Annotated in this window: 20 protein-coding genes; 5 read left to right on the top strand and 15 right to left on the bottom strand. The window is 40.6% G+C overall.

Annotated elements, in window-relative coordinates; all coding sequences use genetic code 11:
• Positions 1 to 10: 10 nt before the first annotated feature.
• Positions 11 to 211: a hypothetical protein gene (locus tag LG330_RS07850; RefSeq protein WP_404408845.1), complete on the bottom strand. Its 201-nt coding sequence runs from the start codon at positions 209 to 211 to the stop codon at positions 11 to 13.
• 113 nt (positions 212 to 324) lie between these two features.
• Between LG330_RS07850 and LG330_RS07845 the strand changes: the two genes are divergently transcribed.
• Both LG330_RS07845 and LG330_RS07840 read left to right on the top strand, forming a co-directional pair.
• Entirely contained in the window at positions 325 to 1,080 is a 756-nt protein-coding gene (locus tag LG330_RS07845) for a hypothetical protein (RefSeq protein ID WP_404408844.1), read from the top strand.
• A gap of 151 nt (positions 1,081 to 1,231) precedes the next feature.
• Positions 1,232 to 3,313, top strand: coding sequence for an AAA family ATPase (locus tag LG330_RS07840; protein WP_404408843.1), 2,082 nt, complete (start codon positions 1,232 to 1,234; stop codon positions 3,311 to 3,313).
• A gap of 90 nt (positions 3,314 to 3,403) precedes the next feature.
• Here the strand turns inward: LG330_RS07840 and LG330_RS07835 are convergent, their stop codons facing one another.
• The 4 genes from LG330_RS07835 to LG330_RS07820 form a co-directional block, all read right to left on the bottom strand.
• The gene (locus tag LG330_RS07835; protein ID WP_404408841.1) at positions 3,404 to 5,101 is read right to left on the bottom strand and encodes a M3 family oligoendopeptidase; all 1,698 of its coding nucleotides are present in this window, start codon (positions 5,099 to 5,101) and stop codon (positions 3,404 to 3,406) included.
• Positions 5,102 to 5,224: 123 nt separating this feature from the next.
• Positions 5,225 to 5,674 (bottom strand): MarR family winged helix-turn-helix transcriptional regulator, encoded by a 450-nt coding sequence (locus LG330_RS07830; RefSeq protein ID WP_404408839.1) that lies wholly within the window; start codon positions 5,672 to 5,674, stop codon positions 5,225 to 5,227.
• A 51-nt stretch (positions 5,675 to 5,725) separates the two neighbouring features.
• The gene (locus LG330_RS07825; protein WP_404408837.1) at positions 5,726 to 6,736 is read right to left on the bottom strand and encodes a bifunctional metallophosphatase/5'-nucleotidase; all 1,011 of its coding nucleotides are present in this window, start codon (positions 6,734 to 6,736) and stop codon (positions 5,726 to 5,728) included.
• Positions 6,737 to 6,772: 36 nt separating this feature from the next.
• Positions 6,773 to 7,948, bottom strand: a complete 1,176-nt coding sequence (locus tag LG330_RS07820; protein ID WP_404408836.1) for a pyridoxal phosphate-dependent aminotransferase — start codon at positions 7,946 to 7,948, stop codon at positions 6,773 to 6,775.
• An 88-nt stretch (positions 7,949 to 8,036) separates the two neighbouring features.
• On the opposite strand from LG330_RS07820, the gene LG330_RS07815 reads away from it, so the two are divergent.
• Entirely contained in the window at positions 8,037 to 8,804 is a 768-nt protein-coding gene (locus LG330_RS07815) for a carbon-nitrogen family hydrolase (RefSeq protein ID WP_404408834.1), read from the top strand.
• 38 nt (positions 8,805 to 8,842) lie between these two features.
• On the opposite strand, the gene LG330_RS07810 is transcribed toward LG330_RS07815, so the two are convergent.
• The gene (locus tag LG330_RS07810) at positions 8,843 to 10,231 is read right to left on the bottom strand and encodes an ATP-binding protein (RefSeq protein ID WP_404408832.1); all 1,389 of its coding nucleotides are present in this window, start codon (positions 10,229 to 10,231) and stop codon (positions 8,843 to 8,845) included.
• A 119-nt stretch (positions 10,232 to 10,350) separates the two neighbouring features.
• Here LG330_RS07810 and LG330_RS07805 point away from each other — a divergent pair, with 119 nt between their 5' ends.
• A complete protein-coding gene (locus LG330_RS07805; RefSeq protein WP_404408830.1) occupies positions 10,351 to 11,364 on the top strand; it encodes an acyltransferase family protein in 1,014 nt (337 codons plus the stop codon).
• Between the two features lie 161 nt (positions 11,365 to 11,525).
• Positions 11,526 to 13,265: a B12-binding domain-containing radical SAM protein gene (locus LG330_RS07800; RefSeq protein WP_404408828.1), complete on the top strand. Its 1,740-nt coding sequence runs from the start codon at positions 11,526 to 11,528 to the stop codon at positions 13,263 to 13,265.
• A gap of 48 nt (positions 13,266 to 13,313) precedes the next feature.
• Here LG330_RS07800 and LG330_RS07795 read toward each other — a convergent pair whose 3' ends face one another.
• The 9 genes from LG330_RS07795 to LG330_RS07755 form a co-directional block, all read right to left on the bottom strand.
• The gene (locus LG330_RS07795) at positions 13,314 to 14,663 is read right to left on the bottom strand and encodes a TrkH family potassium uptake protein (protein WP_404408826.1); all 1,350 of its coding nucleotides are present in this window, start codon (positions 14,661 to 14,663) and stop codon (positions 13,314 to 13,316) included.
• Positions 14,664 to 14,794: 131 nt separating this feature from the next.
• The gene (locus tag LG330_RS07790; protein ID WP_404408824.1) at positions 14,795 to 15,979 is read right to left on the bottom strand and encodes an anti-sigma factor domain-containing protein; all 1,185 of its coding nucleotides are present in this window, start codon (positions 15,977 to 15,979) and stop codon (positions 14,795 to 14,797) included.
• Positions 15,979 to 16,731 carry an RNA polymerase sigma-I factor gene (gene sigI / locus LG330_RS07785; RefSeq protein WP_404408822.1) on the bottom strand — a complete coding sequence of 251 codons (753 nt, stop codon included), beginning with the start codon at positions 16,729 to 16,731 and terminating at the stop codon, positions 15,979 to 15,981. The genes LG330_RS07790 and sigI overlap by 1 nt, the downstream gene beginning before the upstream one ends.
• A gap of 260 nt (positions 16,732 to 16,991) precedes the next feature.
• Positions 16,992 to 17,771 carry a TerC family protein gene (locus LG330_RS07780; protein WP_404408820.1) on the bottom strand — a complete coding sequence of 260 codons (780 nt, stop codon included), beginning with the start codon at positions 17,769 to 17,771 and terminating at the stop codon, positions 16,992 to 16,994.
• Between the two features lie 283 nt (positions 17,772 to 18,054).
• Entirely contained in the window at positions 18,055 to 19,146 is a 1,092-nt protein-coding gene (locus LG330_RS07775; RefSeq protein WP_404408818.1) for an SDR family oxidoreductase, read from the bottom strand.
• Positions 19,147 to 19,228: 82 nt separating this feature from the next.
• Positions 19,229 to 22,306: an efflux RND transporter permease subunit gene (locus LG330_RS07770; RefSeq protein ID WP_404408816.1), complete on the bottom strand. Its 3,078-nt coding sequence runs from the start codon at positions 22,304 to 22,306 to the stop codon at positions 19,229 to 19,231.
• Positions 22,307 to 22,419: 113 nt separating this feature from the next.
• Positions 22,420 to 23,784 (bottom strand): Na+/H+ antiporter NhaC, encoded by a 1,365-nt coding sequence (gene nhaC, locus LG330_RS07765; RefSeq protein WP_404408814.1) that lies wholly within the window; start codon positions 23,782 to 23,784, stop codon positions 22,420 to 22,422.
• 309 nt (positions 23,785 to 24,093) lie between these two features.
• Positions 24,094 to 25,119, bottom strand: a complete 1,026-nt coding sequence (locus LG330_RS07760) for an EAL domain-containing protein (RefSeq protein WP_404408812.1) — start codon at positions 25,117 to 25,119, stop codon at positions 24,094 to 24,096.
• 142 nt (positions 25,120 to 25,261) lie between these two features.
• On the bottom strand, positions 25,262 to 26,827 hold the full coding sequence (locus LG330_RS07755) for a peptide chain release factor 3 (RefSeq protein WP_404408810.1): 1,566 nt from the start codon (positions 26,825 to 26,827) through the stop codon (positions 25,262 to 25,264).
• Between the last annotated feature and the right edge of the window lie 59 nt (positions 26,828 to 26,886).

Raw genomic sequence — 26,886 nt, 5'->3', positions numbered from 1 at the left:
AAACTCCTCCTCAGCTTCTTGGCTCTTCAAGGTATTGATAGACTGTTCTTCCATAATGACCTGCTATTCCGCGAAAATACTTGAAGTCTTCTCTTTCAGTTAAAATACTTCTGAAAAAATCAAAATCTTTCTTATCTACAGTTATTTCTTTTAACTCTCCAGCTTTTAACTGCTCCAGTAAATTGTTCACTTCATCTTTATTCATACCCATTCACCTGCTTTTCCTAACTCTTTGTCTATATCACTTTATGCCTTTTTTGAAACTTTTACAATGCTCATACGTCTGTTGTTATAAGCGCATACATATTGAATGGAGGAATCACAATGAAAAAGTTATGGACATTATTACTTGTACTTATGCTAGCAGCTTTCATCGCAGCCTGCGGAACTGAAAGCGCCGAAGAGGAAAATACCGGGGGACAGCAGGAAGAAAGCACTGAAGAAACAGTTGAAGAACCTGCTGAAGAAACTGAAGCTCCTGAGGAAGAAGTGGAAGAAGAAGCAGCTGAGGAATCATCAGAAGAACCTCCTGCTGAAGAAACAGATGAATCTGATGCACAGGAAGAACCAGCCGAAGAGTCAACTGAAGAAGCAGCTGAAGAAGAAACAGGTACTGAAATGCGCCTGCTCGAACAGCCAATGACGCTGACAATCGATGGCGAAGAAACTGAACGCATTGCCTTTTTACAAGAAAGTGAAGAAAACAATTACAGTGTCTATGTAGCTGAAGGTTTTACTTTTACACCTGAGGAACCGAATGTGGATCAGGTCTTCTACGATGAGGACGGCGCACAATATATGCGAATCCATACTTATCCAAAAGCTGAATCTGAAGCTGCCCTGATTGAAGAGCAGATGAAGGGCCAGGCTGATGCGATTCAGGGAGAAGCTTCAGCTGACTGGACACCTGAGGGCAGCGCCAATGAAGTAATCGGAGGCTATGAAGCCACACTTGGTGAAGAGCAGTTTAAAACTTATTTGTATGAAAAGAACGATATGTACGTAAAAATTGCGATCTATGCGAAAACAGACTCCGGTCTTCAAGAGGCATTTTTACTGATGGCTGAAACAATCGAATAATACATGACGCCCGTTTTCTTAACAGGAAAACGGGTTTTTTGATTCCTCGAAACTTATTACTTGAAAGTCAACAAAGGTCAAAGTATACTGATATCAGAAAGTCAAAGTTAGTCAAACTTTACTGACCAAATCTATTTAAGGGGGAGTCACAATGATTTGTCAAAAATGCCAGAGTAAGCCTGCAAATATACAATTCAGAGTTCAACTAAATGATCAGGTACAGGATTTTCATTTGTGCTCCGCATGTTATAAAGAAGAGCGCTCAAAGCTGCATGCTGCTATGAATAAAAAAGGGCATGATCAATTTCAGCCTTTTGAACAGGTTAAGCAGGAGCCTTCAAAAGAACAGGGACTTCTTGAAGAGTATGGAAGAAACCTGACAAACCTTGCAGGTGCCGGTCTGATTGACCCGGTAATAGGCCGTGATGCAGAAATTGAACAAATGATCGAAATTTTAAATAGAAGAAATAAAAACAATCCGGTACTGATTGGAGAACCTGGTATTGGTAAGACAGCCGCAGCAGAAGGATTAGCACTTAAAATTGCTGAAGGAACAGTACCACAGAAATTAAAGCAAAAAGAAGTGATTTTATTAGATGTAGCTTCCCTTGTCTCAAACACGGGTATCAGGGGTCAATTTGAAGAAAGAATGAAGCAGCTTATCAATGAACTGCAACAGCGTAAAAATGTCATCCTGTTCATTGATGAGATCCACCAGATTGTTGGTGCCGGATCAGCTGAGGGTTCTATGGATGCAGGTAATATTCTCAAGCCGGCCCTGGCACGTGGTGAAATGCAGCTGGTTGGTGCGACGACATTGTCTGAATACCGGAAAATCGAAAAGGATGCCGCTTTAGAGCGGAGATTTCAGCCAATTCATCTGAAAGAGCCTTCCATTTCAGAAGCGATTGATATCCTGAAGGGACTTGCACCTAGATATGAAGATTTTCACAGTGTGAAATACAGCCCTGAAGCGATCGAAGCAACCGTTACATTATCAAAACGCTATATTCAGGACCGCTTTCTTCCGGATAAAGCAATTGATCTGATGGATGAGGCTGGTTCGAAGTTGAACCTCACACTCGAGAATGCGGATAAGGACGCAGTTGAAAAGCGTCTGAAGGCCATTCATATTGAAAAAGAAGAAGCGTTAAAACATGAAGAGTATGAAAAAGCTGCAAAACTCAGAGATGAAGAAGAAGAACTTGAAAAAGCACTGAAACAGCCGGCATCTTCTGAAAAACCGGTCGTTCAGATCGAACTCATCCAGAAATTGATTGAACGCAAAACCGGTATTCCGGTTGGTAAACTTGAGCAGGATGAGCATAAGAAAATGGCTGAACTGGAAGAAAATCTTCGCAATCACGTGATTGGACAAAACGAAGCTGTGAAACGTGTAGCGAAAGCAGTACGCAGAAGCCGTGCAGGATTGAAATCCAAAAACCGTCCGGCAGGATCGTTCCTGTTTGTTGGACCAACAGGGGTCGGTAAAACAGAATTGTCAAAAACACTGGCAGAAGAATTATTCGGTTCCAAAGACCATATGATCCGTCTCGATATGAGTGAGTATATGGAAAAACACAGTGTGTCAAAATTAATCGGCTCACCTCCCGGCTATGTCGGTCACGATCAGGCAGGACAGCTGACTGAAAAAGTACGCCGGTCGCCTTATACGATTCTGCTTCTTGATGAAATTGAAAAAGCTCACCCTGATGTAATGCATATGTTCCTTCAGATTATGGAGGACGGGAGGTTAACTGACAGTCAGGGCCGCACAGTAAGCTTCAAAGAAACTGTCATCATTATGACAAGCAACGCCGGTGTTGGAACAAGGAAAAAAGCGGTCGGCTTTGGTGCAACACAGGCTGCCGATGAAGCGTCTATTCTCGAATCACTGAGTAACTTTTTCAAGCCGGAATTTCTGAACAGATTTGACAGCATTATCGAATTTGATTCACTTGGTAAAGAGCACCTGATTAAAATTGTTGATCTGATGCTGAATGAATTAAATGAATTGATTGAAGAACAGCAGATGAAGCTCGAAGTAACTGAAGAAGTAAAAGAAAAGATTGCTGAACTTGGCTACCACCCTTCATTTGGTGCACGCCCGCTCAGAAGAGTGATTCAGGAAACAATTGAAGATCAGGTAACTGATTTTGTTTACGATCACCCTGAAGAAAAGCAATTGAAAGCAGTACTTGTGGATCAGGAGATTAAAATTGAAAAGATCTAAGTTAAAAGCCTGAGACAAATTTGTCTCAGGCTTTCATTATTACAATCAGACTTACTTTCATATCCTTCATCCACTTAGATTACATTGTGATCAAAGCATCTTATCATCAACACCATCAAGCCAATGCTCGATCTCTTTCACGACTGACTCAAGGCTCCCCTCTTCAAATGGTGATTTGAGGTTCGCTTCCTTAAGCAGTTTTGTGAATGATTTTGAACCCCCAAGCTTGCATAAATGCACGTAATCCTTCCATGCATTGTCAAAGTCTTCTCTTGATTTTTTCCAGAACTGAAACGCACAAATCTGGGCGAGCGTGTAGTCAATATAATAAAAAGGATCTTCATAAATATGACCCTGCCTCTGCCATACGCCCCCGCGATTCAGGTAGTTATGGTCCCCATAATTACGGTGAGGCAGATAAATTTCCTCGAGTTCTTTCCAGACCGCCTTTCTTTCTTCAGGCGTCATATCCGGTTTTTCATAAATACGGTGCTGAAACTCATCAACAGCTACCCCATAAGGTAAAAACAAAATGCCGCTGCTTAAATGGGTAAACTTGTATTTTTCAGTCTGATCTCCGAAGAAATTCTCCATCCACGGCCAGGTGAGAAACTCCATACTCATCGAATGAATTTCAGCTGCTTCATGTGTTGGCCAGATATACTCAGGGATACTTGAGTGCCTGCTCATGTATACTTGAAAAGCATGACCCGCTTCATGCGTTAACACATCAATGTCCCCTGAAGTTCCATTAAAATTAGAGAAGATAAACGGTGATTCATAGTTTTCAATAAATGTGCAGTAGCCCCCTGCTTCCTTCCCCTTTTTAGCTTCAAGGTCCATCAGTTCACGCTCATTCATAAATGAAAAAAACTCATTTGTTTCGTCTGAAAGCTCCTGGTACATCTGTTTTCCTTTATCGATAATCCATTCCGGCCCACCTTGCGGGTTAGCATTTCCCGTAAGAAATTCCAGTGATTCATCCCAAAACATCAATTCCTGCACGCCAATTCTTTCCTGCTGACGTTCTCTCAGCTTAATTGCAAGGGGTACAACGAATGTACGGACCTGCTCACGGAATTTAGCTACTTTTTCTGCATCGTAATCCACTCTCAGCATTCTCAGGTAGCCGACATCGACGAAGTTTTTATACCCAAGCTTTAATGCGATTTCATGTCTGGTTTTCACGAGACTGTCATACAGCGAATCGAATTTCGCTTCATTTTCTGCAAAGAAGTCAAACTTAGCCTTCACTGCTTTTTCTCTTGTTTCACGATCTGTTGACTCCGTATAAGGATCAATTTGAGCAAGTGTCAGCGTGTCACCATTGAATTCAATTTCTGCTGAAGCCACCAGCCTGGAATATTCAGAGGACAGCCTGTTTTCCTCCTGTAGTAAAGGAATAATCTCAGGGCTGAAGGATTTGATGGAGTAGTCTGCCAGATCAAAGAACTGACGCCCCCATTTTTCTTCAAGTTCATTGCGAAACGGGGACTTAACAAGCTCCTCATAAAAGAGCGTAATTAAAGCTTCAAACTCCGGCTGGGCTTCATCAAAGTAATTTTTTTCGTTTTCATAGAATTCATTCTTTGTATCAATGGATGCTCTGATAAACGCAAGGTTACCCTGCGTTGAAACATCATCCCGCAGCTGATTCACTTTCAGGATCACTTGTTCCTGCTCCTCTAGTTTTTCAGCATTTCTGAAAGCATCCAGCAATTGATTAAATTGAATTTTCACCTGCTCAATATCAGGGCGTTTATATTCGTAGTCACTAAATTTCAGCATCATCATTCTCCTTATGTAGGGATTCAGTTATATCATTCGACTGAATGCTTCCCACTTCCTGCTTTTTTCCATAAAAAAACACCGGACTATTCCGGCGTCTGGTGTTCAACAAGTAAATCTGCTTTAATAAGATAGGTCTTTAATAGAAAGTCCCAGTTTCTTCAGCAGTTCGATTGCCTGTTTTTGTTCATCATCCGATAAAGCTGTCATGAGTTCATGAAGATTTTTTTCATGTGCCGGGAAGATCTCACTCATAAATTGATGGCCTTCATCTGTGATGACAGCGTATGTAACTCTTCTGTCTTCCGGAGAAGCAATTCTCGAGATTAATCCTTTTTTTTCAAGTTTGTCCACCACATACGTAATACTGCCGCTTGCAAGGAGAATCTTTCCGCCTATTTTCTGAAGCGGCTGCTTTCCTTTATGGTACAGTAATTCGAGCACGCCAAATTCAGTCGGGTTCAGCCCATGCTCCTGAAAAAGCTTGCTGCTTGATTCGTTAATTGCTTTATACGCTCTTGATAAAACAATAAACAGCTTTAATGATTGGTTATAGTCCGCTCCATCTGTCATTTACAGTCATTCCTTTAGTCAGATTCATCTTTTAAAGTATAGCGATGAGAACTAAAAGAAGTCAATATAATCCTCTAGTCGCAATTTCTTCAACCAATCATTGATAACAGGATCATCTGACGCTGAATGCTTAAAATGCTGTGAAACTTTCTCACGGAGACTCCAATTCAATGTTTCAAGCTGTTGGAAATGTACCAGTTTCTCAATTTCCTCATCAGGCTCAGCTTCATTTGCTGCATGAAAAAGACCATTAATTGACTCTACTTTATAAGAAGACCCAAAGCGTGAAAGTGTCACACGCACTTCCCCCAGTTCAATCCCGTATCCACCCGTCTGCATCACAAATTTACCATGTTTCATTTCACTAATCTTTGCATGATCTCTTGCGGTCAACAGGATATCAATTCCATCAATCGAACAGATCTCATCCCCCTGATCAATGCTGCGAGCGTCTTTTTTGTTAAAACCACCGTGGTAATTAACGATTACAAGATCCGGGCTCTCCGTCTCATGTATAAAACCTACCCATCGTTTTGCTGATACATAAGCATCCTCAATCAGGATATCTTTCAGGATAAATGGATGTTCCCCGATTTTTCTGGTAGCTGAAACGCCGAGAATGGCAACTTTAACACCTTTTATGATTTTAACTGTGTACGGGAAGCCGAAGTATGGCTCTTTAGTCGTCTTGTGTACAATGTTTGCAGCAAGCCATGGAAAGAATGATCTGCCGATTGCACGGCTCAAAAAAGGCAGTCCATAGTCAAAATCATACTCCCCGATTGCTGCACAATCATATTCAAGGTGATTCATGATTGAAATCATCGGGTTTGGCATATGATCATTATATTTTGCGTAATGGTAAGATAAAGGGCTGCCTTTTAACATATCCCCTGTATCGAGCAGTAACAGATCCGTGTCAACCTGCCTCCTGTTTTTAATAATTGATGACAGACGCGCCATTCCGTGCGTGTGATCTGTTCCCCAGTGAGAGGTGGACTTTACGTGCCCATGGATATCATTGGTTTGAAGAATGGTTAATTCAACGTGATCATTTGCCAATCCCTTCACCTCATTTTCAGCGTGGATTTTTATGTATTAAACAAACAGCTTAAGCTTTGAGAGTCTTGATGCTGCTTCCTCTATTCTGTCCTCATCTGCCAGCAGTGCAACTCTGACGTAGCCTTCACCACTTTCCCCGAAGCCGATACCGGGCGCTACCACAACTCCTGCTTTCTCTAGCAGCACGTCACTGAAGCTCTCTGACGAATAACCATCAGGCACTTTAAACCAGGCAAAGAATGAACCCTGTGGTGCTTTAACCTTCCAGCCTGCCTCGTTAAAAGCACGAACCATTGTATTTCTTCTCTTCTCATAAATATCAGACAGCGCGAGTGCCGGTTCATAAGACTCCGTAAGGGCTGATTCTGCCGCTTCCTGCACTGCTCCGAACAGACTTACATGCAGATGATCCTGCAGAAGGTTGAGCGCCTTAATCACAGAAGGATTTCCCACCGCAAAAGCAACTCTCCAGCCCGCCATATTAAAGGTTTTAGAGAGTGTATAGATCTCAATCCCATTTTCTTTAGCACGCTCAGACTGCAGATAGCTGACCGGACGATAGCCATCGAAGCCAATCGATCCGTATGCAAAATCATGAACCACACAAATATTATACTTTTCAGCAAAAGCAATCACTTCATCAAAGAAATCCTGATCTGCAACTGCGCCTGTAGGATTATTTGGATAGTTCAAAAACATCAGCTTTGCTTTTTTTGCAGCTTCTTCAGGAATCTTAGTCAAATCCGGTAAAAACTGATTTTCTTCAAGCAGCGGCATCATGACCATTTCAGCTTCTGCAAGTGATACACCTGACCAGTAATCAGGGTAGCCCGGATCCGGCACAAGCACCACATCTCCGGGGTTTGCAAGACACTGCGGTAATTCTACCAGACCTGCTTTTCCTCCAAACAGCAGTGCTACCTCTTCATCAGGATCAAGCTCCACGCCATATTCCCTTTTATAAAAAGCAGCAGCCGCTTCTCTTACATATTTCATTCCTTTAAAAGGAGAGTATTTATGATTTACCGGGTTTTCGGCTGCACCCTGCAATCTTCTGACGATATGTTCAGGTGTCGGCAGGTCCGGATTACCCTGGCCAAGATTAATAATATCGTGCCCCGCTGCCACCTTCTCCATTACTTTTGATGAAAGTTTTGCAAAGAATTGCTCCGGTAATTCATTCAAACGATCTGATTGTTCAAACTTTTTCACTAAGACGCCCCTCTTTCAAATTATTGCCCTAAATGTTATAACGTAAATGTATAATTGTAAAGATGATTCTGAAAAGTGGGTGAAGCATATGAAAATCGCGATTTTCCAAATGGACCTGGCATTTGGATCTCCTGAAAAAAACATTGAAAAAGTAAAGAGCTGGATGAATAAAATGAACCCTGCAGACGTTGTTGTCCTGCCAGAGCTTTGGACGACAGGCTATGACCTGCCGAACCTGAAAAAAATGAACGATCACTTCAATCAGACGGTGTCGATTTTAAAAGACCTGGCTGTTAAACACAATGTTCATATTATTGGCGGTTCTATCGCTAAATCTGAGGATCAGCATATTTATAATACGATGCCGGTCATTGATCAGAAAGGCTCACTCATTCATGAATATAGCAAGCTTCATTTATTTAAGCTGATGGATGAACACCTTCATTTGAAAGAAGGAAATGATGACCCATCGTTCCAGCTCGATCAGATTCATTTTGCGGGCTTTATCTGTTATGACATCCGATTTCCTGAATGGATCAGAAAATCCGTTTTAAACGGTGCTAAAGCGGTTGTAGTGCCTGCTGAGTGGCCTGCACCGCGAATTGATCACTGGATTACACTGTTAAAAGCCAGAGCGATTGAAAATCAGGTGTATGTCATTGCCTGTAACCGGGTTGGCAGTGATCATGCCAACGAATTTGGCGGGCACTCTCTGATTATTGATCCATGGGGTAAGGTGATTGCTGAAGGGTCTGATCAGGAAGAGATTATTTACGGTGAAATCCAGGCAGAGGAAGTTGAAGAAATCCGTAAGAGAATTCCGATCTTTGATGACCGGAGAGTTGATTTCTATTAAATCCAAATCATGAGCGGCCGCATGTGGCCGCTCATGATTTAACTACTTAAAGGCAGTGATATATTAAATTCAGTTCCTTCATTTTCTCTGCTGATTACTTCAACTGTCCCTCTATGTTCCTCGATAATCTTCAGACTGACCGGCAATCCAAGTCCGGTTCCATTTTCCTTCGTTGTAAAAAACGGCTCATTCAACTTTTTCAGCTTCTCTTTTGGAATGCCGCATCCGTAATCCCTGACCGATACGATCAACCCATTGTTTTTGCGCTGAATGGATATGTGTATATGCCCTTTTACCGACGTCGCTTCAATTGCATTTTTAATTAAGTTGATAAAAACCTGCTTCAGGCGGTTTGCATCACCAAATGTCCAGGATTCAAGGTCTGACTTCGTAAAGTGAAGCTCAATATCGTGAAGCAGAGCTTGAGGCTGCATAATATGAACTGTTTCTTCGAGTACTTTTGTTAAATTGATTTTCTTCATCACACTATTTTTCGGCTTAGCAAGCATTAGAAATTCGGTTATTGTCGTTTCGAGCCGGCTCAATTCAGAATTAATCACCTCGAAATACATCTTCTGACTGTCTTTTATATCTGACTGTATCAGCTGAATAAACCCTTTCAGAGAAGTCATAGGGTTTCTGATTTCATGTGCGATACCTGCTGCAAGCTGTCCGACAACTTTCAGCGTATCCTGCTGATCAGCGCGACTGATATACTCAACCACTTCACTAACATCTCTAATGACGATCAAATGATACCCAATTGTAATGTCCGTGACTTTTGTAAATTCATAGTTTCTGTTATTAATATTTATAACTTTACTGATCATTTCCTTTTCTTTATGCGGTGCAAGCGGCTGTAGAAACCCCGGTACTTTCTCATTTGTTTTAAATTGAGCCATTAAATCCTTAAGGTCTATCATTCCGTTTGATGGTAAATCAAGCAAACGGTCAGCAAAAATATTTGACCTGACAATCTTCCCTTCCTTATTAATAATAAGCAAGCCATGAATAGCTCTTGCAAAAACGTTTGCATAGATCAATTCTTCAGGCAACTGATTGATATCCTGAAGGATTAACATATATGCATCTTCAGTGGGAAGGGGAATGCACTCACCCTTACATTCTTTCACACATGAACCGTTAAAAAACTGAAGGTTTGCAGATTCCTGATTTTCCCCAAGCATACAGGCCTTCAGCCATTCTATGTGTTCACTTTTAAGGTACTTTGAAATCGAAGTGCCAGGTTCCGGTTGAAATTGATATTTGCTCTGTTCATTAAAATTAAGTATAATTCCATCGGGATTGAGAATAATTGCACATTCGCTGATGTATTTTAACAGCCGGTCACTCTGTGAAGTTGATTTTGACTGATCATTACCAATATGGATTAAATCCGTTTGAGATAAATCTCTAGAAAGCATCATTGTATCCCTACTTTTCATTAGAATGATGTTCAATCATAACTATGTCAATTTCACCAGATTTATTATTTATAAAAACGGGTATGTAAGATGAACGAAGTGTAGTAGAAAGCGGTGTAACAATGGCAAATCGTGATTATTATTTTGATAATGCAAAATTTTTATTGATTTTTCTGGTTGTCTTTGGTCATGCAATTCAAAGTATTATACAGGAAGACCCGATTCTCATGACTACGTATCAGACAATCTACTTTTTCCATATGCCGGCATTTATCTTAATTGCCGGATATTTTGCAAAAGCAAACTATTCAAAAGGCTTGTTTTTTAAGCTGCTAAAGAAGCTGATTGTCCCTTATTTAATTTTCCAGCTGATCTATACGATCTATTATTACTTTTTGAGAAACGAAAATAATCTTGAAATTGATCCGCTGAACCCTCAATGGGCACTATGGTTTTTAGTCAGCTTATTCTTCTGGAGCCTGCTGTTAATTTTATTTGTTGATGTGCTGAAGCTGAATTGGAAAGCAGCGATGCTGATCAGTATTATTCTTGGCGTTGTAATTGGCTTTGTGAATGATTACACGTCCACATTAAGTTTATCGAGAACTTTTGTGTTTTTCCCGTTTTTCCTGGCAGGACATTATTTGAGCAGAGATTTCTTCACTCATTTAAAATCGAAAAAAATAATGATTGTCTCCGTTCTGTCTCTTGTCATTGTTTTTATTTCGATTTACGTGTTACCTGACTGGAGCAGCAGATGGCTATTTGGTTCCCACTCTTATGAGGACCTCGGTACCCCTGCGGAAGCAAGTCCTATGCTGAGACTGCTGATCTATGGCGTCAGCTTCTGGCTGGTTGTTGCATTCTTTTCACTGGCACCTGTTGCCAAGACTTTTTTTACAAGATGGGGTCTTAACACATTATATGTGTACCTGTTCCACGGTTTTATTATTCAATTTTACCGAGAAAGCGGTCTGGGATTAATCGTCAACCCATACGTTTCGCTGCTGATCATTATGACGGCTTCCCTATTATTGACGATCTTCCTTTCTTCAAGACTGGTTGCAGCGGCTGCTCAGCCGATTGTCGAGCTGAGAGCTTCCAAAGCGAAAAAAATGTTAAACCAGAAAGAATAACGATGATAGAAATTTCTGACAAGTCATTCTTTTAGTTTACCACCTATTTTTCATAAAATAAACCATTTTCACTATAAAAATTCATTATAACGAACATTTATTGTCAACCCTTATTCTCTCCTGTAGAATAAGGGTTGATTTGTTAATAAAGGAGCTTAAAAATGAATACAATCCTGGCATCATTAAACGCCAAATATATACACACAAACCTTGCCATCCGATATCTGAAAGCTGCTGCCAGCGACTATGATATTGAGCTTGCCGAGTATACAATTAATGATCCCGTCCTAAATATAGTCGGTGATTTATATGCAAATAAACCTGATGTGATCGGTTTCAGCTGCTACATATGGAATATCGAAGAGACGATTCAGGTTATCAGAATGCTTAAGAAAATATGTCCTGAAGTAAAAATTGTACTTGGTGGTCCTGAAGTTACATATGACGTGTACGACTGGCTGAAAAGACTGCAGAAAGATATTGATTTTATTGTGATAGGTGAAGGTGAATCTACTTTTAAAGAACTGCTTGATTATTTTTCAGGAAAGATCGATTTTAAGCAGGTACATGGTGCAGCTTGTCTAATTGATGAAAAAATGCACCTGATCCCTCAGCCGCAGAAGACTGACTTAAAGACACTTTCTTCCCCATTCAGATTTCCGGAAGACCGTACTGATTTGAAAAAGAGAATCACATACATTGAAACGAGCAGAGGATGTCCTTTCCAATGTCAATTCTGTTTATCCTCCATTGAGGTCGGTGTAAGATACTTTGACCGGGAAGCAGTGAAAGATGATATCCGCTACCTGATGCAGCACGGTGCAAGAGTGTTTAAGTTTGTAGACAGAACATTTAATATCAGCAGAAGCTATGCGATGGAAATGTTTGAATTTCTGATCGATGAACACCGGCCGGGAACAGTGTTCCAGTTTGAAATCACGGGTGATATTATGCGCCCTGAAGTAATCCAGTATTTAAATGACAATGCCCCTGCAGGATTATTCCGCTTTGAAATCGGTGTTCAGTCGACAAATGATCATACGAATGAACTTGTGAAAAGAAGACAGAACTTTGATAAGCTGAAGCGCACTGTGACAATGGTCAAAGAAGGCGGTAAAATAGATCAGCATCTCGATCTGATCGCAGGCCTCCCCGAAGAGAATTATGAGTCATTCAAGCAGACTTTTAATGATGTATACGAGTTAGGGCCGGAAGAGCTTCAGCTCGGTTTCCTGAAAATGCTGAGAGGAACCGGACTCAGAATTAACGCAGCAGATCATCAATACGTCTTTATGGATCATGCACCATATGAAATTCTCGGTAATAATCAGCTGTCATTTGATGAGATTCTGAGAATTAAACAGGTTGAAGATGTGCTTGAAAAGTACTGGAACGATCACAGACTTGATGAGACGATTGCTTATTTAACGTCAGATGTGTTTGACACACCATTTGATTTCTATCAGGATTTCGGCACTTACTGGGATGAAAAAGGCTGGTCGCGTATCGGGCACCAGCTTGAGGATTTATTTAGAAGATTGTATCAGTTTATAGAAGAAAATAAACCTGAGTCACTTTCATATGTATCCTATCTGATGAAAAAGGATTACCTTAAAAAGCATCGATTCAAGCCAAGAAAAGCCTGGTGGAATAAAGAAGAAAAGCGAATCAGTGGTGTTTACGACTTTCTTCTTTCAAACCCAGAAATTGCTGGAGAAGCGTTCGCATTACTTAATTTGAACCAAAAAGAGCTTCATAAGCATACAGTACTTGAAGAGGGCTTAAAGCTGATTGACGGGGAATCTGTTACAATATACCTACTTGCTTACTATGACCCTAAAACAGGTGAGTCTACGATATTTGAGTTTTCAAAAGATCAGGTAAAGAGCCTGACAGTCTGAATCGATTCTGAAAAAAGATCCTTTGCCACCCGGCAAAGGATCTTTTAGTTATCCGATAATTACACGTTCTTTTGGATAATGGAACTTTTCTTTTTTGTTGTTACCACCAATCATAAACAGGAATGAAATCAGCCCCACACGCCCAATAAACATTAACACCATCAGGATCACTTTACTTGGTGTTGAAAGTGTCGGTGTGATGCCCAAAGACATGCCGGAGGTTCCGAATGCTGATGTGACTTCGAATAAGACGGTAATAACATCCAGGTCTTCAATAATCATGATTGTGATTACTGAAATCATAGACATCAGCACAGCTAAAATAATGACAACATAAGATCTGAAAATATCGATCAGGTGAATCTCCCTGCCAAATACCTGAATATGATGCCTGCCTCTTGAAAAGTTAATTAGAAACAATACTGCAATGGCGAGTGTAGTCGTTCTAATACCTCCACCAACTGAACTAGGTGAGGCGCCAATAAACATCAGCAGACTGAGAATTAATTGGGTTGGCTCTGTAAACGTACTGACTTCTATTGTTACAAGTCCGCCAGAACGCGTAGAGACTGATTGAAAAAGAGCATAAAATAGCCCCTGGTGCCAACTGACGTCTGCAAAGCGCTGATTATATTCTATCAGGTAAATCAAAATCGTTCCTACGACCAGTAGGATTCCAAACGTGATCGTCGTTAATTTCGAAAATAAAGAAAAGCGGAATGGACCTGACTTATGACTAAGGAACTGCTTTAATTCAATCAGAACTGGAAAGCCAATTGCACCAAGAATAATAAGTAAAATCGTAATAATCTGCACAAAATAATCATTTGCATAAGGAATCATTGACTGGCCAGTAATGTCAAATCCACCATTTGTAGTAGCTGAAACCGAAGCAAACACGCCTTGCAAAACGGCTTCAGTCCATGTCTCATAAAATTGCGTAAAGTATAAACTAAGCAACAATGCCCCTATGGCTTCGATCAACAATAATATTTTTATAATTTCAATAATCAATTTTACCACGCCGGATAGATTGTACTGGTTATGGTCAAGCATGATCAATTGGCGTTCTCTTAATCCAATTCTTTTACCAATTAATAGCCATACAAATGTCCCAAGAGACATAATACCAATTCCACCCAGCTGTAAGATCAGCATTACCATCAGGATTCCAAAGACTGTATAAGTATCTGTAATCTGAATGACAGTTAACCCTGTAACACTCACAGCACTTACAGCAGTAAAAAGTGAATCAATTAAAGAAACTTCCTGACCAGGCTGGTGAACCCATGGCAGACGTAATAGCCCAAATGACAAACTGATTGCTAGAAAATAATAAGTTACAATCAGCTGGGCAGGTTTTAGCTTTCTAATACGGTTCTTCAGCATCTGCCACATGTTTCTAATTCCCTTCTGTGAAATCTATACATAGCTTATACGAAAAACGAAAAGATTTAAATAGTAATCTTAAATCTATGTATAGATCTATGGCATTTAAGCACAAATAAAAAAGCAGGGTATTCCCCGCTTTAGTCTTGATCATCTTTATTTTTACCATTGTTTCCATTACTGCTGTTATTGTTGTTATTGCCGTTGTTTCCGCTGTTCCCACTGTTTCCATTGTTGCCGTTATTTCCACTGTTTTCGTTATTGCCCTTATTACCATTGTTGCCGCCGTTCCCTTTATATCCATTGTTGCCGCTATTCTTATTATTACCGTTATTATCGTTGTTTCCGTTGTTTCCACTATTTCCATTGTTACCATTGTTGCCGCTGTTCTGTTTATTTCCGTTGTTTCCATTGTTTCCATTGTTTCCGTTATTTTCGGGCTGTTTCTCTTCTATTTTATCTTTTTGCTCAGACTTCATTTCTTCTTGTTTTTGCAGGTTTTCTTCCTTCTTCTTCATACCTTGCTGATTGGCGGGAGCATATTCTTCATGGGATTCTTCTGCTGATTCAGTCGCAGGAGGTGCTGATTCCTCAACCGGTGCTTCTACAGGCTCCTCAGCAGTTTCAGCAGCATCGTCTTCTTGTTCAGTAATGACAGAAGCGGGTTTTTCAGGTGTGATCAGCTGTTCATTCTTACTTTTCTGTTCAGACAGAAGTTGTCCAAATGAAATCCCTCTCTCATCTGCCCTCGCTACATGTTGCATATTGCCTTCAAGAAATGCAATATTTGATATATTAGAAGTTTGTGAATAACCTTTTAAAATGGAATAAAGCTTCTCCTCGTAGACCTCATCAGCTTCACCTGACAAAGCTGTAGAAATTGTTAAAGTCCCCTCTTCAGGCGTCAGGAACCCTGCTCGGACGCTTCCCTGCACGATAGCAGCGATCACGTCCCCAACTTTTTGATTTTCCCAGTCCAGATCATTAAATATCGCCTCGGCATCCTGATTAACTGGCTCGAGCTTCACCGCTTCATTATTTTTATTTAATTCAATTTCAAAGCTCGGATTAATATCAATCGCCACATAGGCATAAGTCTTTTGATTTAAAAACGGCTGTAATATGACGAAGGCAATCATAAATACGGCTGCTAAAGCCCCTGTTGCAATCAGCTGATGGTATGACCTTTCAGACATTTCGCTCGAGATAATCTCATCACCTACACCAACATGGGCTGATGGTTTTTTTACTCTGCAGAATTCTCCATCACCGGTCAGAAGCACAAGGTGTCTTTTCTTCACTTCCATTACGATTCCTTTTTTCATCATAAATGCTCCTTCACATACTCATAAAGATAAGGGTAACCGCCACTTAGTAATACTGCTACCGCAATAATATACTTCCTGTTGCGCTCAATCGTTTTTCTGCTGACTTCAACTTCTTTTTCAATCTTTTTAATCGGAAGTCTTTTCTTGCTCTTTAACTCTGAAAACCATTCATCATTTGTACTGACCAGCTGTGCGATAAAGATTGCGTTTTTCCGTGCATCCTGATGTTTCGGAGAGCTGCCCGCCAGCTCCCCAAAAGTTAACCCGTATTCACTCAGTTCACTGCTGTACCTGTTAATCTCTTCTTTTCTAAGGACAGAATCCTGTTCATCCTGATACTGCTTCATGGACTGATCATTTTCTAAATAGCCCGCTGTTTCTGAGGATTCAGCACCAGGTTCAAATAACAGTTCCCGCTTTTCTTTCTGATGCGTTCTCATATAATCAATTATTCTTCTTTTAATCACAATTTCAGAAAAGCTGATGACCGAAGCCCCTTTTTTAGGCTGATATTTCATCAATGCATCATTGAATGCAATTAACGCAATACTGAATTCGTCATCGGAATCGTATATGTAACGATGACAAATTTTCGAAGCAGCTTTTTTCACAAAAGGCTTATAATCCTCAAGTACTTCAGATAAAAGCTGCGTATTCCCTTTTTGTATTTGAGCCACTTTCTCTTCAAGGCTCAGCTTTGAAGAGAAATGATATAATCCAAACAAAAGGAAGGATAACAATCTCTTCACCTCTATTCAACACGTCATAGACAAATTGTACCGGTAAATTGTGTCGAATGGAAGATCTCACCTTTCAATATACTTTACGTAATGTGTTTGTAATAAGAGGGGGTGTCCGAGGGGTTTTAAATAAATTTATAAATAGACACTTCGGGGACCGGGGACGGAGTTGAGTGATTCATTTTCTAATGATTCTTAAGTTGTACCATTCAATTTAGTCCCCTGCACCACACAAAAAGCCTGCTCCAAAAGGAACAGACTTCATAACATCAATGAGCCGTGCTTTCCTGCCCACGTCTTTTAGCAAGAATAAACCCTCCACCTGCAATGAGAACGAGCACTGACCAGAAAATGATTTTCCATTCTGTTGAATGCGGAAAATGAGTGTCGATCACCTGTAAATTCGGGTGGCCAAGTGTTAAAACGGCAAGTTTTACACCTACCCATCCAACGATAAGAAATGCCGTTGTTTCGAGCAAAGGATATTTACCAAGCAGTTTCACGAACCAGTGTGCAGCGAAACGCATGATAATTAATCCAATTAATCCGCCAAGGAAGATGACAATAAACTGGCCACCATCAATTCCTCCGATTTCGAACGCGCCGACTGCAGGAAGCGTCAATGCCAGTGCAACTGCTGCAAGCATTGAATCAACTGCGAATGCAATATCTGCAAGCTCTACTTTTAAAACTGTCATCCAGAATCCGGAGCCTTTTGTTTTATCTTCAGCTTCCACAGCTTCAACTGACTCATCTTTCTTTGATAAGATCTGTTTTGTGACATGACTGATTGAAATGTATAACAGATATAATGCACCTATTGCCTGTACCTGCCAAACATCGATTAAAATTGCAATTAAAAATAATGATGCGAAACGGAAAACAAAAGCCCCAAATAGGCCGTAGAATAATGCTTTTTTACGCTGTTCAGGTGGTAGATGCTTGACCATAACCGCCATAACAACCGCATTATCAGCTGCCAGAATTCCTTCAAGACCAATTAAAATAAGAAGTACCCAGCCGTATTCCAATAATAATGCTGCATCCATTCTTTTTTCCTCCTCTAACTCTGTTTTATTTTCTCCAATAACTGATATCTTACTCATGAAGTTCTTTTACTGATATATGAACGCAAAAAAGACCTTCACCTAATAAAAGGCAAAGGTCTTGCAAAGCATTTATCATGCCATTATGACCGATGAACCGCTGTGTTCATGTCGTGACGATCATAATTAGCCGCGAATGCAGCTAAAGCTACTCCCCCTTGACACATTATGTCAAAGCGCTATTGAATTACATTTATTATACCATTCGCTGGAAAGCTGGCAATACCTATTTTATGACTGTATGGAAACTTTTTTCATGCTTATGACGATTGTAAAAGTCGACCATAGCATCCAGACCTTCCAGAAAGTCAGCACACTGAATGCCTGAGCCAGCTAGATCTTTTACAGTTTCTGACTGATCAAATTCCCCGTCCCAGAAAAAGTACTCAAGTCCTTCACGTTCAGCTCCGAGATGCTTCCTGACTTTTGGAATAGCAAGTACCTTATCCATCATTTTATGAGAGACAAATCCTGTAGGTGTCTTTCCCGTCTGCTTTTGCAGTAAAAAGCGGTAGACCTCCCTTGCAGGATAAGGGTTTGGATCTGTTAAATGATAAGTTTTACCCTCACCCTGATTACTCCTGCCTAAATAACTTGCAGCGTCAATGACGTACTCAACAGGGACTACATTCAGCTTTGCACGGCTTTTACTGATATAAGGGTATTTTGACAGACCTTTTGTCTTGTCGAATATATTCAATAAATAATAGGGTCCATCAAATTTGCTGGTTTCACCGGTCTGCGTGTCACCTTTCACGATACCAGGTCTTAAAATCGTGACAGGTATTTGCGCTTTAAGCTCCTCAACAAGCACTTCTGCTTCAAACTTCGTTTCTTCATAAGCATTTCTGAACTCTTCAGGTCTGATTAGTTCGTTTTCTTTAATTAAACCGGTCCTGCGTCCTGCAACATACGCAGTGCTGAAGTAGATATAACGCTTTAGGCCGGATAGCTGCTTCACCCATTGATTTAAGTGATAAGTTCCGGTTACATTTACTCTGTAAGCAGTCGGCTGATCAATCGCAAGGTCATACGCTGCTGCGAGATGCCAGACGTAATGAATTTTATCTTGTAAGTATGTGGAGACAGTTGATGATAAGCCTATGTCACATTTAGTAATGTCTCCCTGAACAATATGAAGTGTTGAGGTGGTCGGGATTTCATTTCTGATTTTCTCAATGCATTCAGCAGCTTTTTGCTGAAGTGCCGGCAGAACGAGTAAGTAAATGTTTTTTTCATCCGGTTCATTCAGCCATTTTCTTAATAGTTTTTCGCTGATAAATCCTGGAAATCCGGTTACAAAATAGCCGTTTTTCATGTGATCACTCCCCCTATTCTGATTATACAGAAAAAGCCGCCAATAGAAAAAGGCAGTTCACAAATTTGTGAACTGCCTTATATTATTTTGCCTTACTTTTCTTATTCATTCTTCTTGTCTCCGGATCAAGGAAACTGTATACGATCGGAACAATGAACAGTGTCAGGAACGTTGAACTGATCAATCCGCCAATTACTGTAATAGCCATTGGCTGGTTAATTTCCGTTCCTTCACCGATCCCCAGAGCAAGTGGAACCAGTCCGAGTATCGTTGTGAGCGCCGTCATTAAAATCGGGCGTGCACGGTCTCTGACAGATGTATAAATCGCATCATAGCTTGTAAGACCTGCAGCTTTTCGCTGATTAATATAATCAACAAGTACAATCCCGTTATTAACAACGATCCCGGTCAGAATCAGCAGTCCAATGATTGACGTCACGCTGACAGGCGTCTGCGTGACAAACTGTGCAATCGCTACACCAATCACCATTAGTGGAACTGTAAACATGATAACAAATGGATATTTAAATGATTCAAACTGAGCTGCCATAACAAAGTAAACTAATACAATCGCAAGCACGACGGCAAGTAACATATCCATAATTGAATCTTCAAGCAGCTCTCTGTCACCGCCGAATACAACTTCTGTTTCATCAGCCAGATTCAGATCTGCAATGGCTTCATCCACTTCCTGTGACACTGCACCAAGATTCGTATTGGTCGTATAAGATGCAGTAAATCCGACAGCCGCCTGCTGGTCAATTCTCTGAATTGATACAGGTCCTTCTCCAATTGTAATTTCCGCAACATCTCCAAGTGTAATAAATTCACCGGAAGGCGCTCTTAATGCCAGACCTTCAAGCCCTTCGATTGTATTTGCGATTTCTCCATCATATTGAATGTAGACATCATATACATCTGAGTCATCCGTAATAATCTGTGTTGCTAATGCACCGCGTGTAACGGCATTTACCTCCTGGGAAATCTGCGCGGGCGACATTCCTGCTGCTCGTGCATCTTCCCTGTTAATTTCAATTTGAACTTCTTCAACTGTGTCTTCAAGGTCCGTTTCAACCTCTGTAATTGATTCAAGCGCAACCAGCGCATTTCTGATCTCTTCCACTGCATCGTTCAAACGGTTCTCATTGGCATCCCTGACACTAAATGAAAGTGTCTGCGGTGAAGTACCTGTCGCTGTCTGAAGTGATGCTGAAACTTCAGCAGTCTCATTGACTGAAGTAGCAGCGTCTTCAATCTCAGGCGTGATCTTCTCAATCAGATCAAATACTGATATTTCACGATCGTCAAGCGGCTTCATTTTCACAAAAATATTACCTGAAGAACCATCCGGTGAATTATCAATACCGCCCTGACCTGATGAACCGGCCTGACTCAAATAAACATCAATTGACTCTTCATCTCTTAATTCATCTTCGATTGCCGCGATAACAGCTTCAGTTTCTTCTAGAGCTGTACCATTTTCTAACGATACGCTGATATCAAAGAAACCTTCATCTGTTGCAGGCAGGAATTGAGTTCCTACACTTGCAATTCCAAAACCTCCTGCTCCGAGCAGTATAAATGTAATAAGAATTGGTACCCATCTGTGTTTTAGTGACCACTTTACCGATCCCATAAAACGTTTTATAAATGATGACTCTCTTCTCTTTTTCTCAAGATCCTCTTTCGGCTCTTTCAGCATTTTACTTGCAAGCATTGGAATAACGGTTAGCGCTACTACTAGAGAAGCAAATAAACTGAATGAGATCGTTAAAGCAAATTCAGTAAACAGATCCCCGATTAATCCTTCAATAAATACAACCGGTATAAATACAGCAACCGTTGTCAGAGTAGATGCTGTGATCGCACTTGCGACCTCTTTAGCACCGTCTCTTGCTGCTGTTTTAGGATCTTTTTTCATACCGAGATGCCTGTAAATGTTTTCAAGTACGACAATCGCATTGTCAACAAGCATTCCGATCCCAAGTGCAAGGGCACCCAGTGTAAATATGTTAAGTGAGAAGTCTGCAAAGTACATTAATACAAATGTCACGATCACTGAGTAAGGTATTGCGACACCTATAATAATTGGACTCTTAATATTTCTAAGGAATAAAAACAGTACTGCCATAGCAAAAATACCACCAAAGATCAGAGAGCTTGCGATATTGCCGATTGCAAGCTGAATGTAATCCCCCTGGTCAAACAGTACATCTGCAGTAACGCTTTCATATTGATCCTCTTCTAACAGTTCATTCAGCGCATCCTGAAATGCTGTGGAAACATCGGCTGTATTTGCATCTGCTTCCTGCAGCACACTGATTAGTACAGCAGATTCATCGTTCGCACGGGTAATGACAGACTGTTCCGGCTCACCCAGCTGGACGTCTGCAATATCAGCAATGGTAATGTCGTCCCCTGTTGAAGGGTCTGCAGATACAACCAGCGATTCAATGTCATCTACTGAAGTCAGCGTACTTAATATTCTAGTCGTCAGACTTTTACCGTCAGTCTCAACTGTATCCCCTGGAAATGAGACATTATTGGACTGAATGGCATTTGAAACATCAGTCTGGGTCAACCCGTAAGTCTGAAGCTCATCCTGAACCAGAGAGATTCTCACCTCTTCTGAAAGGGAGTTAGAAATATCAACACTGGCAACACCTTCAGTTCTTGAGAGCTCTACTTCAAGCTCTTCTGCCAGGTTTCTGATATTCGCGCCTTCATCTGAAGATCTCAAACTCATCTGGATCACAGGAAACTGTGAGGGGTCAAACTTTAAAACACGCGGTTGATTTGCATCATCAGGCAGCTGAACCTGCTCTACTGCCCTTCTGATATCTCCTTCAATCTCATCTATATCTGTTGAAAAGTTGAATTCAAGCAGTACAAGGTTTGATCCTTCTGTTGAAGTTGACTGCACATTCTCAAGGCCAGGAAGCTGAGCTACCTGGGCTTCAATTGGCTTGGTCACCTTCTCAAGCACCTCTGTCGGGCCAGCACCCGGATAAGATGTCACAACCACTGAAACCGGGGCATTAATATTTGGAATCAGTTGAAGTGGAATCCTTGATAGTGAAATCGTACCTATTAAAAGAACAACCAGCATCGTTACGATTGTAAAGACGGGTCGTCTAATTGAAAAACGACTGATGTTCAAGTGAACGCTCCTTTCGCCAGTCTATAAAAACCAGCATTTTACTGTACTTTTCACTATACCGACAAATCTGTCGCTAATCAATTTTAAAATGTCATGTTCACAATATCATCAAATCATTCGGCTTTCGTAACAGTCCATCCTGTAAAAATATACGTCAGCGTAAGAATCGGCGAGATCAAGCAAAAGAATGCAAACGGCAGGTAGTCAATGACTTCAACCCCTAAAACATTTGTAATGAATACACCGCATACGCCCCATGGAATCAGCGGGTTAATAACTGTACCTGCATCCTCAAGTACTCTTGACAGATTTTTTCTTTCAATCTTTTCTTTATCCACCTGATGCGCAAAGGTTTCACCAGTTAAAAGAATAGATAAATACTGTTCCCCAATCAGTACGTTTGTCCCAACCGCTGTTCCCGCAGCTTTAATGAGTGTATTATTTGCCTCTTTCATCTTTTCAAACAGGGCTGGAATCACGCCCGTTGAAAACAGTAACCCTCCAAGACCAAGCGCCAGTAATACTAATGAGATCGTAAACATCATTGATTCAATGCCGCCTCTGCTCAGTAACTCATTGATCTGATCACTTTCAGATGTAGCAGAGTAGCCTGAGAACAATATCTGAAATAGCTCAGAAAAAGGAACTGCACTGTGAAAATAAGAAATGACAATACTAAAAAGAATGGCTGAAATTAATGTCAGCAGTGCGGGAATCTTTTTGGCTGCAAAAAGAAACAGTAATACAATTGGCAGTAAGCTATAGAGATGGATCAGCCCAGTATCCATAAGCTGATCTCTGAGGTCAAGGATACCGCTATTACCTCCAGCCAGATCTGCTGAGAAGAACATAAAAAATACAGCAGTTAAAAGAAATGCCGGAATGGTCGTCCAGGACATATGTCTGATATGAATGAACAGATCAACGCCAACAACTGATGAAGCCAGATTTGTTGTATCAGACAGCGGAGACATTTTATCCCCAAAAAAAGCACCTGAGACAACAGCACCCGCTGTAACGGCAAGTGATAAATCAAGAGAACCTGCAATACTAATAAATACAACACCAACAGTCGCAACGGTTGTCAAAGAACTTCCGATACTGATCCCGATAATTGCAGTGATGGCAAACACAGCCGTATAGAAAAATGGGAAGTCCGTTAAATACAACCCATAGTACATAAGTGTTGGAATGGTGCCTGATAACATAAATGAACTGATTAATACACCGATGAATAAAAAGATAAATATAGCAGCCATTCCTGATGCTGCTCCTGAGATCATTCCGTCCTGAAGCGATTTAAATGATGCTCTTTTAATTAATCCAAATATCATTAACAGTAAAATTGAAATCATGATCGGTATATGAGGAACTGAACCGAATCCAATCATACTCACACTCATAATGCCAATAATCATCACAACAATGATTATTCCTTCCATAAAAGAAGGTGTTATTTCCTGATATATCTTCTTCATAAAAAATCCTCCAAACCACACAATGTAGACGCAAAAAACTCCGCCCCCCCTGAAAAGGGACGAAGTTAACTCCGCGGTACCACCCAAATTAGTATCTCACTCACTCAAACCGTACATCCATTTGACAGCTGTAATTCAATCAATGATCTGCCTGGAATTTCACCATGCTTCCAGTCTCTTTCTGCTGCAGGTCAATGATCTACTGAATCTGCAAGATCATCGCAATATACTGTTTTACTTAAACGCTTTTAAGTGATAAAGTATATGATGATTTTATATTGGATTTGATTAATCGTCAAGTCATAATCTTTATGAAGCTGCAGATGTATTAATAATCGGCGTAGTCGCAGTTGGTTCAGGTTTACCAATTAAGTATCCCTGACAGAGATCAATACCAATTTCCTTACACACCTTTAATTCTTCCACTCTCTCAAGCCCTTCAGCTAATACAGTGATCCCCAGCTCTTTTGAAATCCGGTTCACTTCAGAAAGAAATTCCTGCTTTTTGATATCCTCATCACAGCGGTCAACAAATGACCGGTCAATTTTCACATAATTGGGTTCCAGCAGCTTTAGCATTTCAATAGTGGAAAAGCCTGCTCCAACATCATCAAGGGCAACCTTCATTCCTTCACGCTTATAGGTTTTAAATACTTTTTTCAGGTGCTCAACGTCCTGAATTTTTTCAGTCTCAACAACTTCAAATACAAGATCTGCAGGATCAACCTGATATTTATTTACTACATGGAATGTATGCTGCAGACAGTATTCAGGATTATAAATAGTAGAAGGAAGAAAGTTAATAAAGCTCTTAATCCCTGAAGGAATATGATTTTTTCTTGCACGGATTGCTTCTTCTCTGGCTCTCTGGTCAAGCAATGAATGCATTTCAGCCTGATTAGCAACCTGGAACAATTCATATGGTGAGATTTTCTTTTCACTGCTGTCAGCTCTAAGCAGTGATTCATACGCGTAGAGTTCTCCTGAAGAAATATCAACAATTGGCTGCAGATGGCTGATCAGCTTACCCTCCTGAATAAATTCTACGGTTTCCCTGTTTTCAAGCCTCTTCTTAAATAGATCTGCTTTCATATATTGAGCGTAGTGATTTTTAGAAGAAATTCCACATTCAATATGATGATTGACCTGGAGGATTTCCTCAACCATATCTTCAAGCTGGTTCAGGCTCTCATATCCGGCTTTATAAGCTCCGCCCAATCCTATAACCGGGAAAGATAATGCTTTTATTTCACTCTCACTGACACTTTTCAAATGAAAAGTCCCTTCATTTGAAAATTTCATACTGACACCACAATTCACACACTTTGTCACCATTCATTCTCCCCACCTTCGTTTTTCTAACATGATGCTTTTTATCTACCCATTAAAATCATACTTTATTCCTAGACAATAGTAAAAAGATAATATTTTTGAATATTAAAACTCCCGCCAGCATCTGACGGGAGTTTTCATTGCTTTATAAAAGACTATATAGTTTGATATCCGGGTGTTTATCAGAAAACCATCTCATGGCAAAGTCATTTTCAAACAGGAAAACAAGCTTGCCGTAACGGTCTTTTACAAGCATACTTCTCTGTGATGACATTGCATCTTTTACATCTTCTTCATTTTCAATCCAGCGGGCAATTTTTGATCCGATGTTTTCCATCATTACATCCGTATTGTACTCATTTTTCATACGGTGCTCGAATACTTCGAACTGAAGCTGACCTACTGCGCCAAGGATAATTTCATCTGTGCGGTAGGTTTTGTAAAGCTGAATCGCGCCTTCCTGAACAAGCTGATTAATTCCTTTATGGAAATGTTTTTGCTTCATTACATTTTTAGCGGTAACGCGCATAAATAATTCAGGCGTAAACTGTGGCAGTTTTTCAAATGCAAAATTCTTTTTACCACCTGTCAGCGTGTCACCAATTTGATAATTACCTGTATCGTGAATACCGATTATATCTCCACTTACGGCATTATCTACTGTATTCCGGTCATCTGCAAGGAATGAGGTTGATGAACTGAGCTTGATCGTTTTTCCTGTTCTGCTCAGCTGCACCGGCATTCCCCGCTCAAATTGACCTGAACAGATTCTCAGGAAAGCAATTCTGTCACGGTGTGCTGGGTTCATATTTGCCTGAATTTTAAAGATAAATCCTGAAAATTCTTCTTCAGTGGCCCCTACTTCCCCCTGATCAGTCTGTCTAGGCTGAGGTGAAGGTGCAAACTTTAAATATGTCTCCAGGAATGTCTGCACACCGAAGTTTGTTAAGGCACTGCCAAAAAATACAGGAGTAACTTCACCTTTTTTCAGCCTGTCAGTTGTAAACTCATTTCCCGCTTCATTAAGCAGCATGACATCTTCCAATGCCTGGTCATATAATGAAGTTTTTTTAATTTCATAATCCCCGTCAAGCTCGCCTTCTTCATTTAATGGAAGGAAACGCTGATCATCTTCAACTCTGAACTGTTCAATCCGGTTATGATGACGGTCATAAATGCCAAGAAATTCTTTCCCCATTCCGATTGGCCAGTTCATTGCGTAGGATTCAATTCCAAGAACTTCCTCTAATTCCTCCATTATGTCAAGCGGCTCTCTTCCCTGTCGGTCAAGCTTATTAACGAATGTAAAAATTGGAATTCCTCTCATTTTACATACTTTGAACAACTTTAAAGTCTGTGCCTCGATCCCTTTTGCTGCATCTATGATCATGACAGCACTATCTACTGCCATCAGTGTGCGGTAAGTGTCTTCACTGAAATCCTGGTGACCAGGCGTATCAAGGATATTAATTCTTTTCCCGTGATAATCAAACTGCATCACTGAGGAAGTAACCGAAATTCCACGCTGTTTTTCAATTTCCATCCAGTCAGACGTTGCGTATTTCCCAGTCTTTTTCCCTTTAACTGTCCCCGCTGCTCTGATTGCACCACCAAATAAAAGCAGTTGTTCTGTCAGTGTCGTTTTTCCGGCATCCGGGTGAGAAATAATTGCAAACGTTCTGCGCGATTGTACCTCATCTATAAGTGTCATATCCATTTCCTCTCATGTAAGAATTTCTACCTTTAACATCATATTAGTTTCTATAGCAG

Origin of the sequence: Jeotgalibacillus malaysiensis (genome assembly GCF_044789845.1) — a bacterium.
GTDB classification, from domain to species: Bacteria; Bacillota; Bacilli; order Bacillales; family Jeotgalibacillaceae; genus Jeotgalibacillus; species Jeotgalibacillus malaysiensis_A.
Note: the sequence above shows the minus strand (reverse complement) of the source record. Positions and strands in the feature narration are given on the sequence as shown.

Bases quoted from the DNA above. Each gene is read 5' to 3' on its own strand.
- LG330_RS07830 (WP_404408839.1), bottom strand. From the start codon at position 5,674: ATGACAGATGGAGCGGACTATAACCAATCATTAAAGCTGTTTATTGTT.
- LG330_RS07775 (WP_404408818.1), bottom strand. From the start codon at position 19,146: ATGAAAAACGGCTATTTTGTAACCGGATTTCCAGGATTTATCAGCGAA.
- LG330_RS07840 (WP_404408843.1), top strand. From the start codon at position 1,232: ATGATTTGTCAAAAATGCCAGAGTAAGCCTGCAAATATACAATTCAGA.
- LG330_RS07810 (WP_404408832.1), bottom strand. From the start codon at position 10,231: ATGATGCTTTCTAGAGATTTATCTCAAACGGATTTAATCCATATTGGT.
- LG330_RS07760 (WP_404408812.1), bottom strand. From the start codon at position 25,119: ATGGTGACAAAGTGTGTGAATTGTGGTGTCAGTATGAAATTTTCAAAT.
- LG330_RS07850 (WP_404408845.1), bottom strand. From the start codon at position 211: ATGGGTATGAATAAAGATGAAGTGAACAATTTACTGGAGCAGTTAAAA.
- LG330_RS07845 (WP_404408844.1), top strand. From the start codon at position 325: ATGAAAAAGTTATGGACATTATTACTTGTACTTATGCTAGCAGCTTTC.
- LG330_RS07800 (WP_404408828.1), top strand. From the start codon at position 11,526: ATGAATACAATCCTGGCATCATTAAACGCCAAATATATACACACAAAC.
- LG330_RS07795 (WP_404408826.1), bottom strand. From the start codon at position 14,663: ATGTGGCAGATGCTGAAGAACCGTATTAGAAAGCTAAAACCTGCCCAG.
- nhaC (WP_404408814.1), bottom strand. From the start codon at position 23,784: ATGAAGAAGATATATCAGGAAATAACACCTTCTTTTATGGAAGGAATA.
- LG330_RS07790 (WP_404408824.1), bottom strand. From the start codon at position 15,979: ATGAAAAAAGGAATCGTAATGGAAGTGAAGAAAAGACACCTTGTGCTT.
- LG330_RS07755 (WP_404408810.1), bottom strand. From the start codon at position 26,827: ATGACACTTATAGATGAGGTACAATCGCGCAGAACGTTTGCAATTATT.
- LG330_RS07835 (WP_404408841.1), bottom strand. From the start codon at position 5,101: ATGCTGAAATTTAGTGACTACGAATATAAACGCCCTGATATTGAGCAG.
- LG330_RS07815 (WP_404408834.1), top strand. From the start codon at position 8,037: ATGAAAATCGCGATTTTCCAAATGGACCTGGCATTTGGATCTCCTGAA.
- LG330_RS07805 (WP_404408830.1), top strand. From the start codon at position 10,351: ATGGCAAATCGTGATTATTATTTTGATAATGCAAAATTTTTATTGATT.
- LG330_RS07780 (WP_404408820.1), bottom strand. From the start codon at position 17,771: ATGGATGCAGCATTATTATTGGAATACGGCTGGGTACTTCTTATTTTA.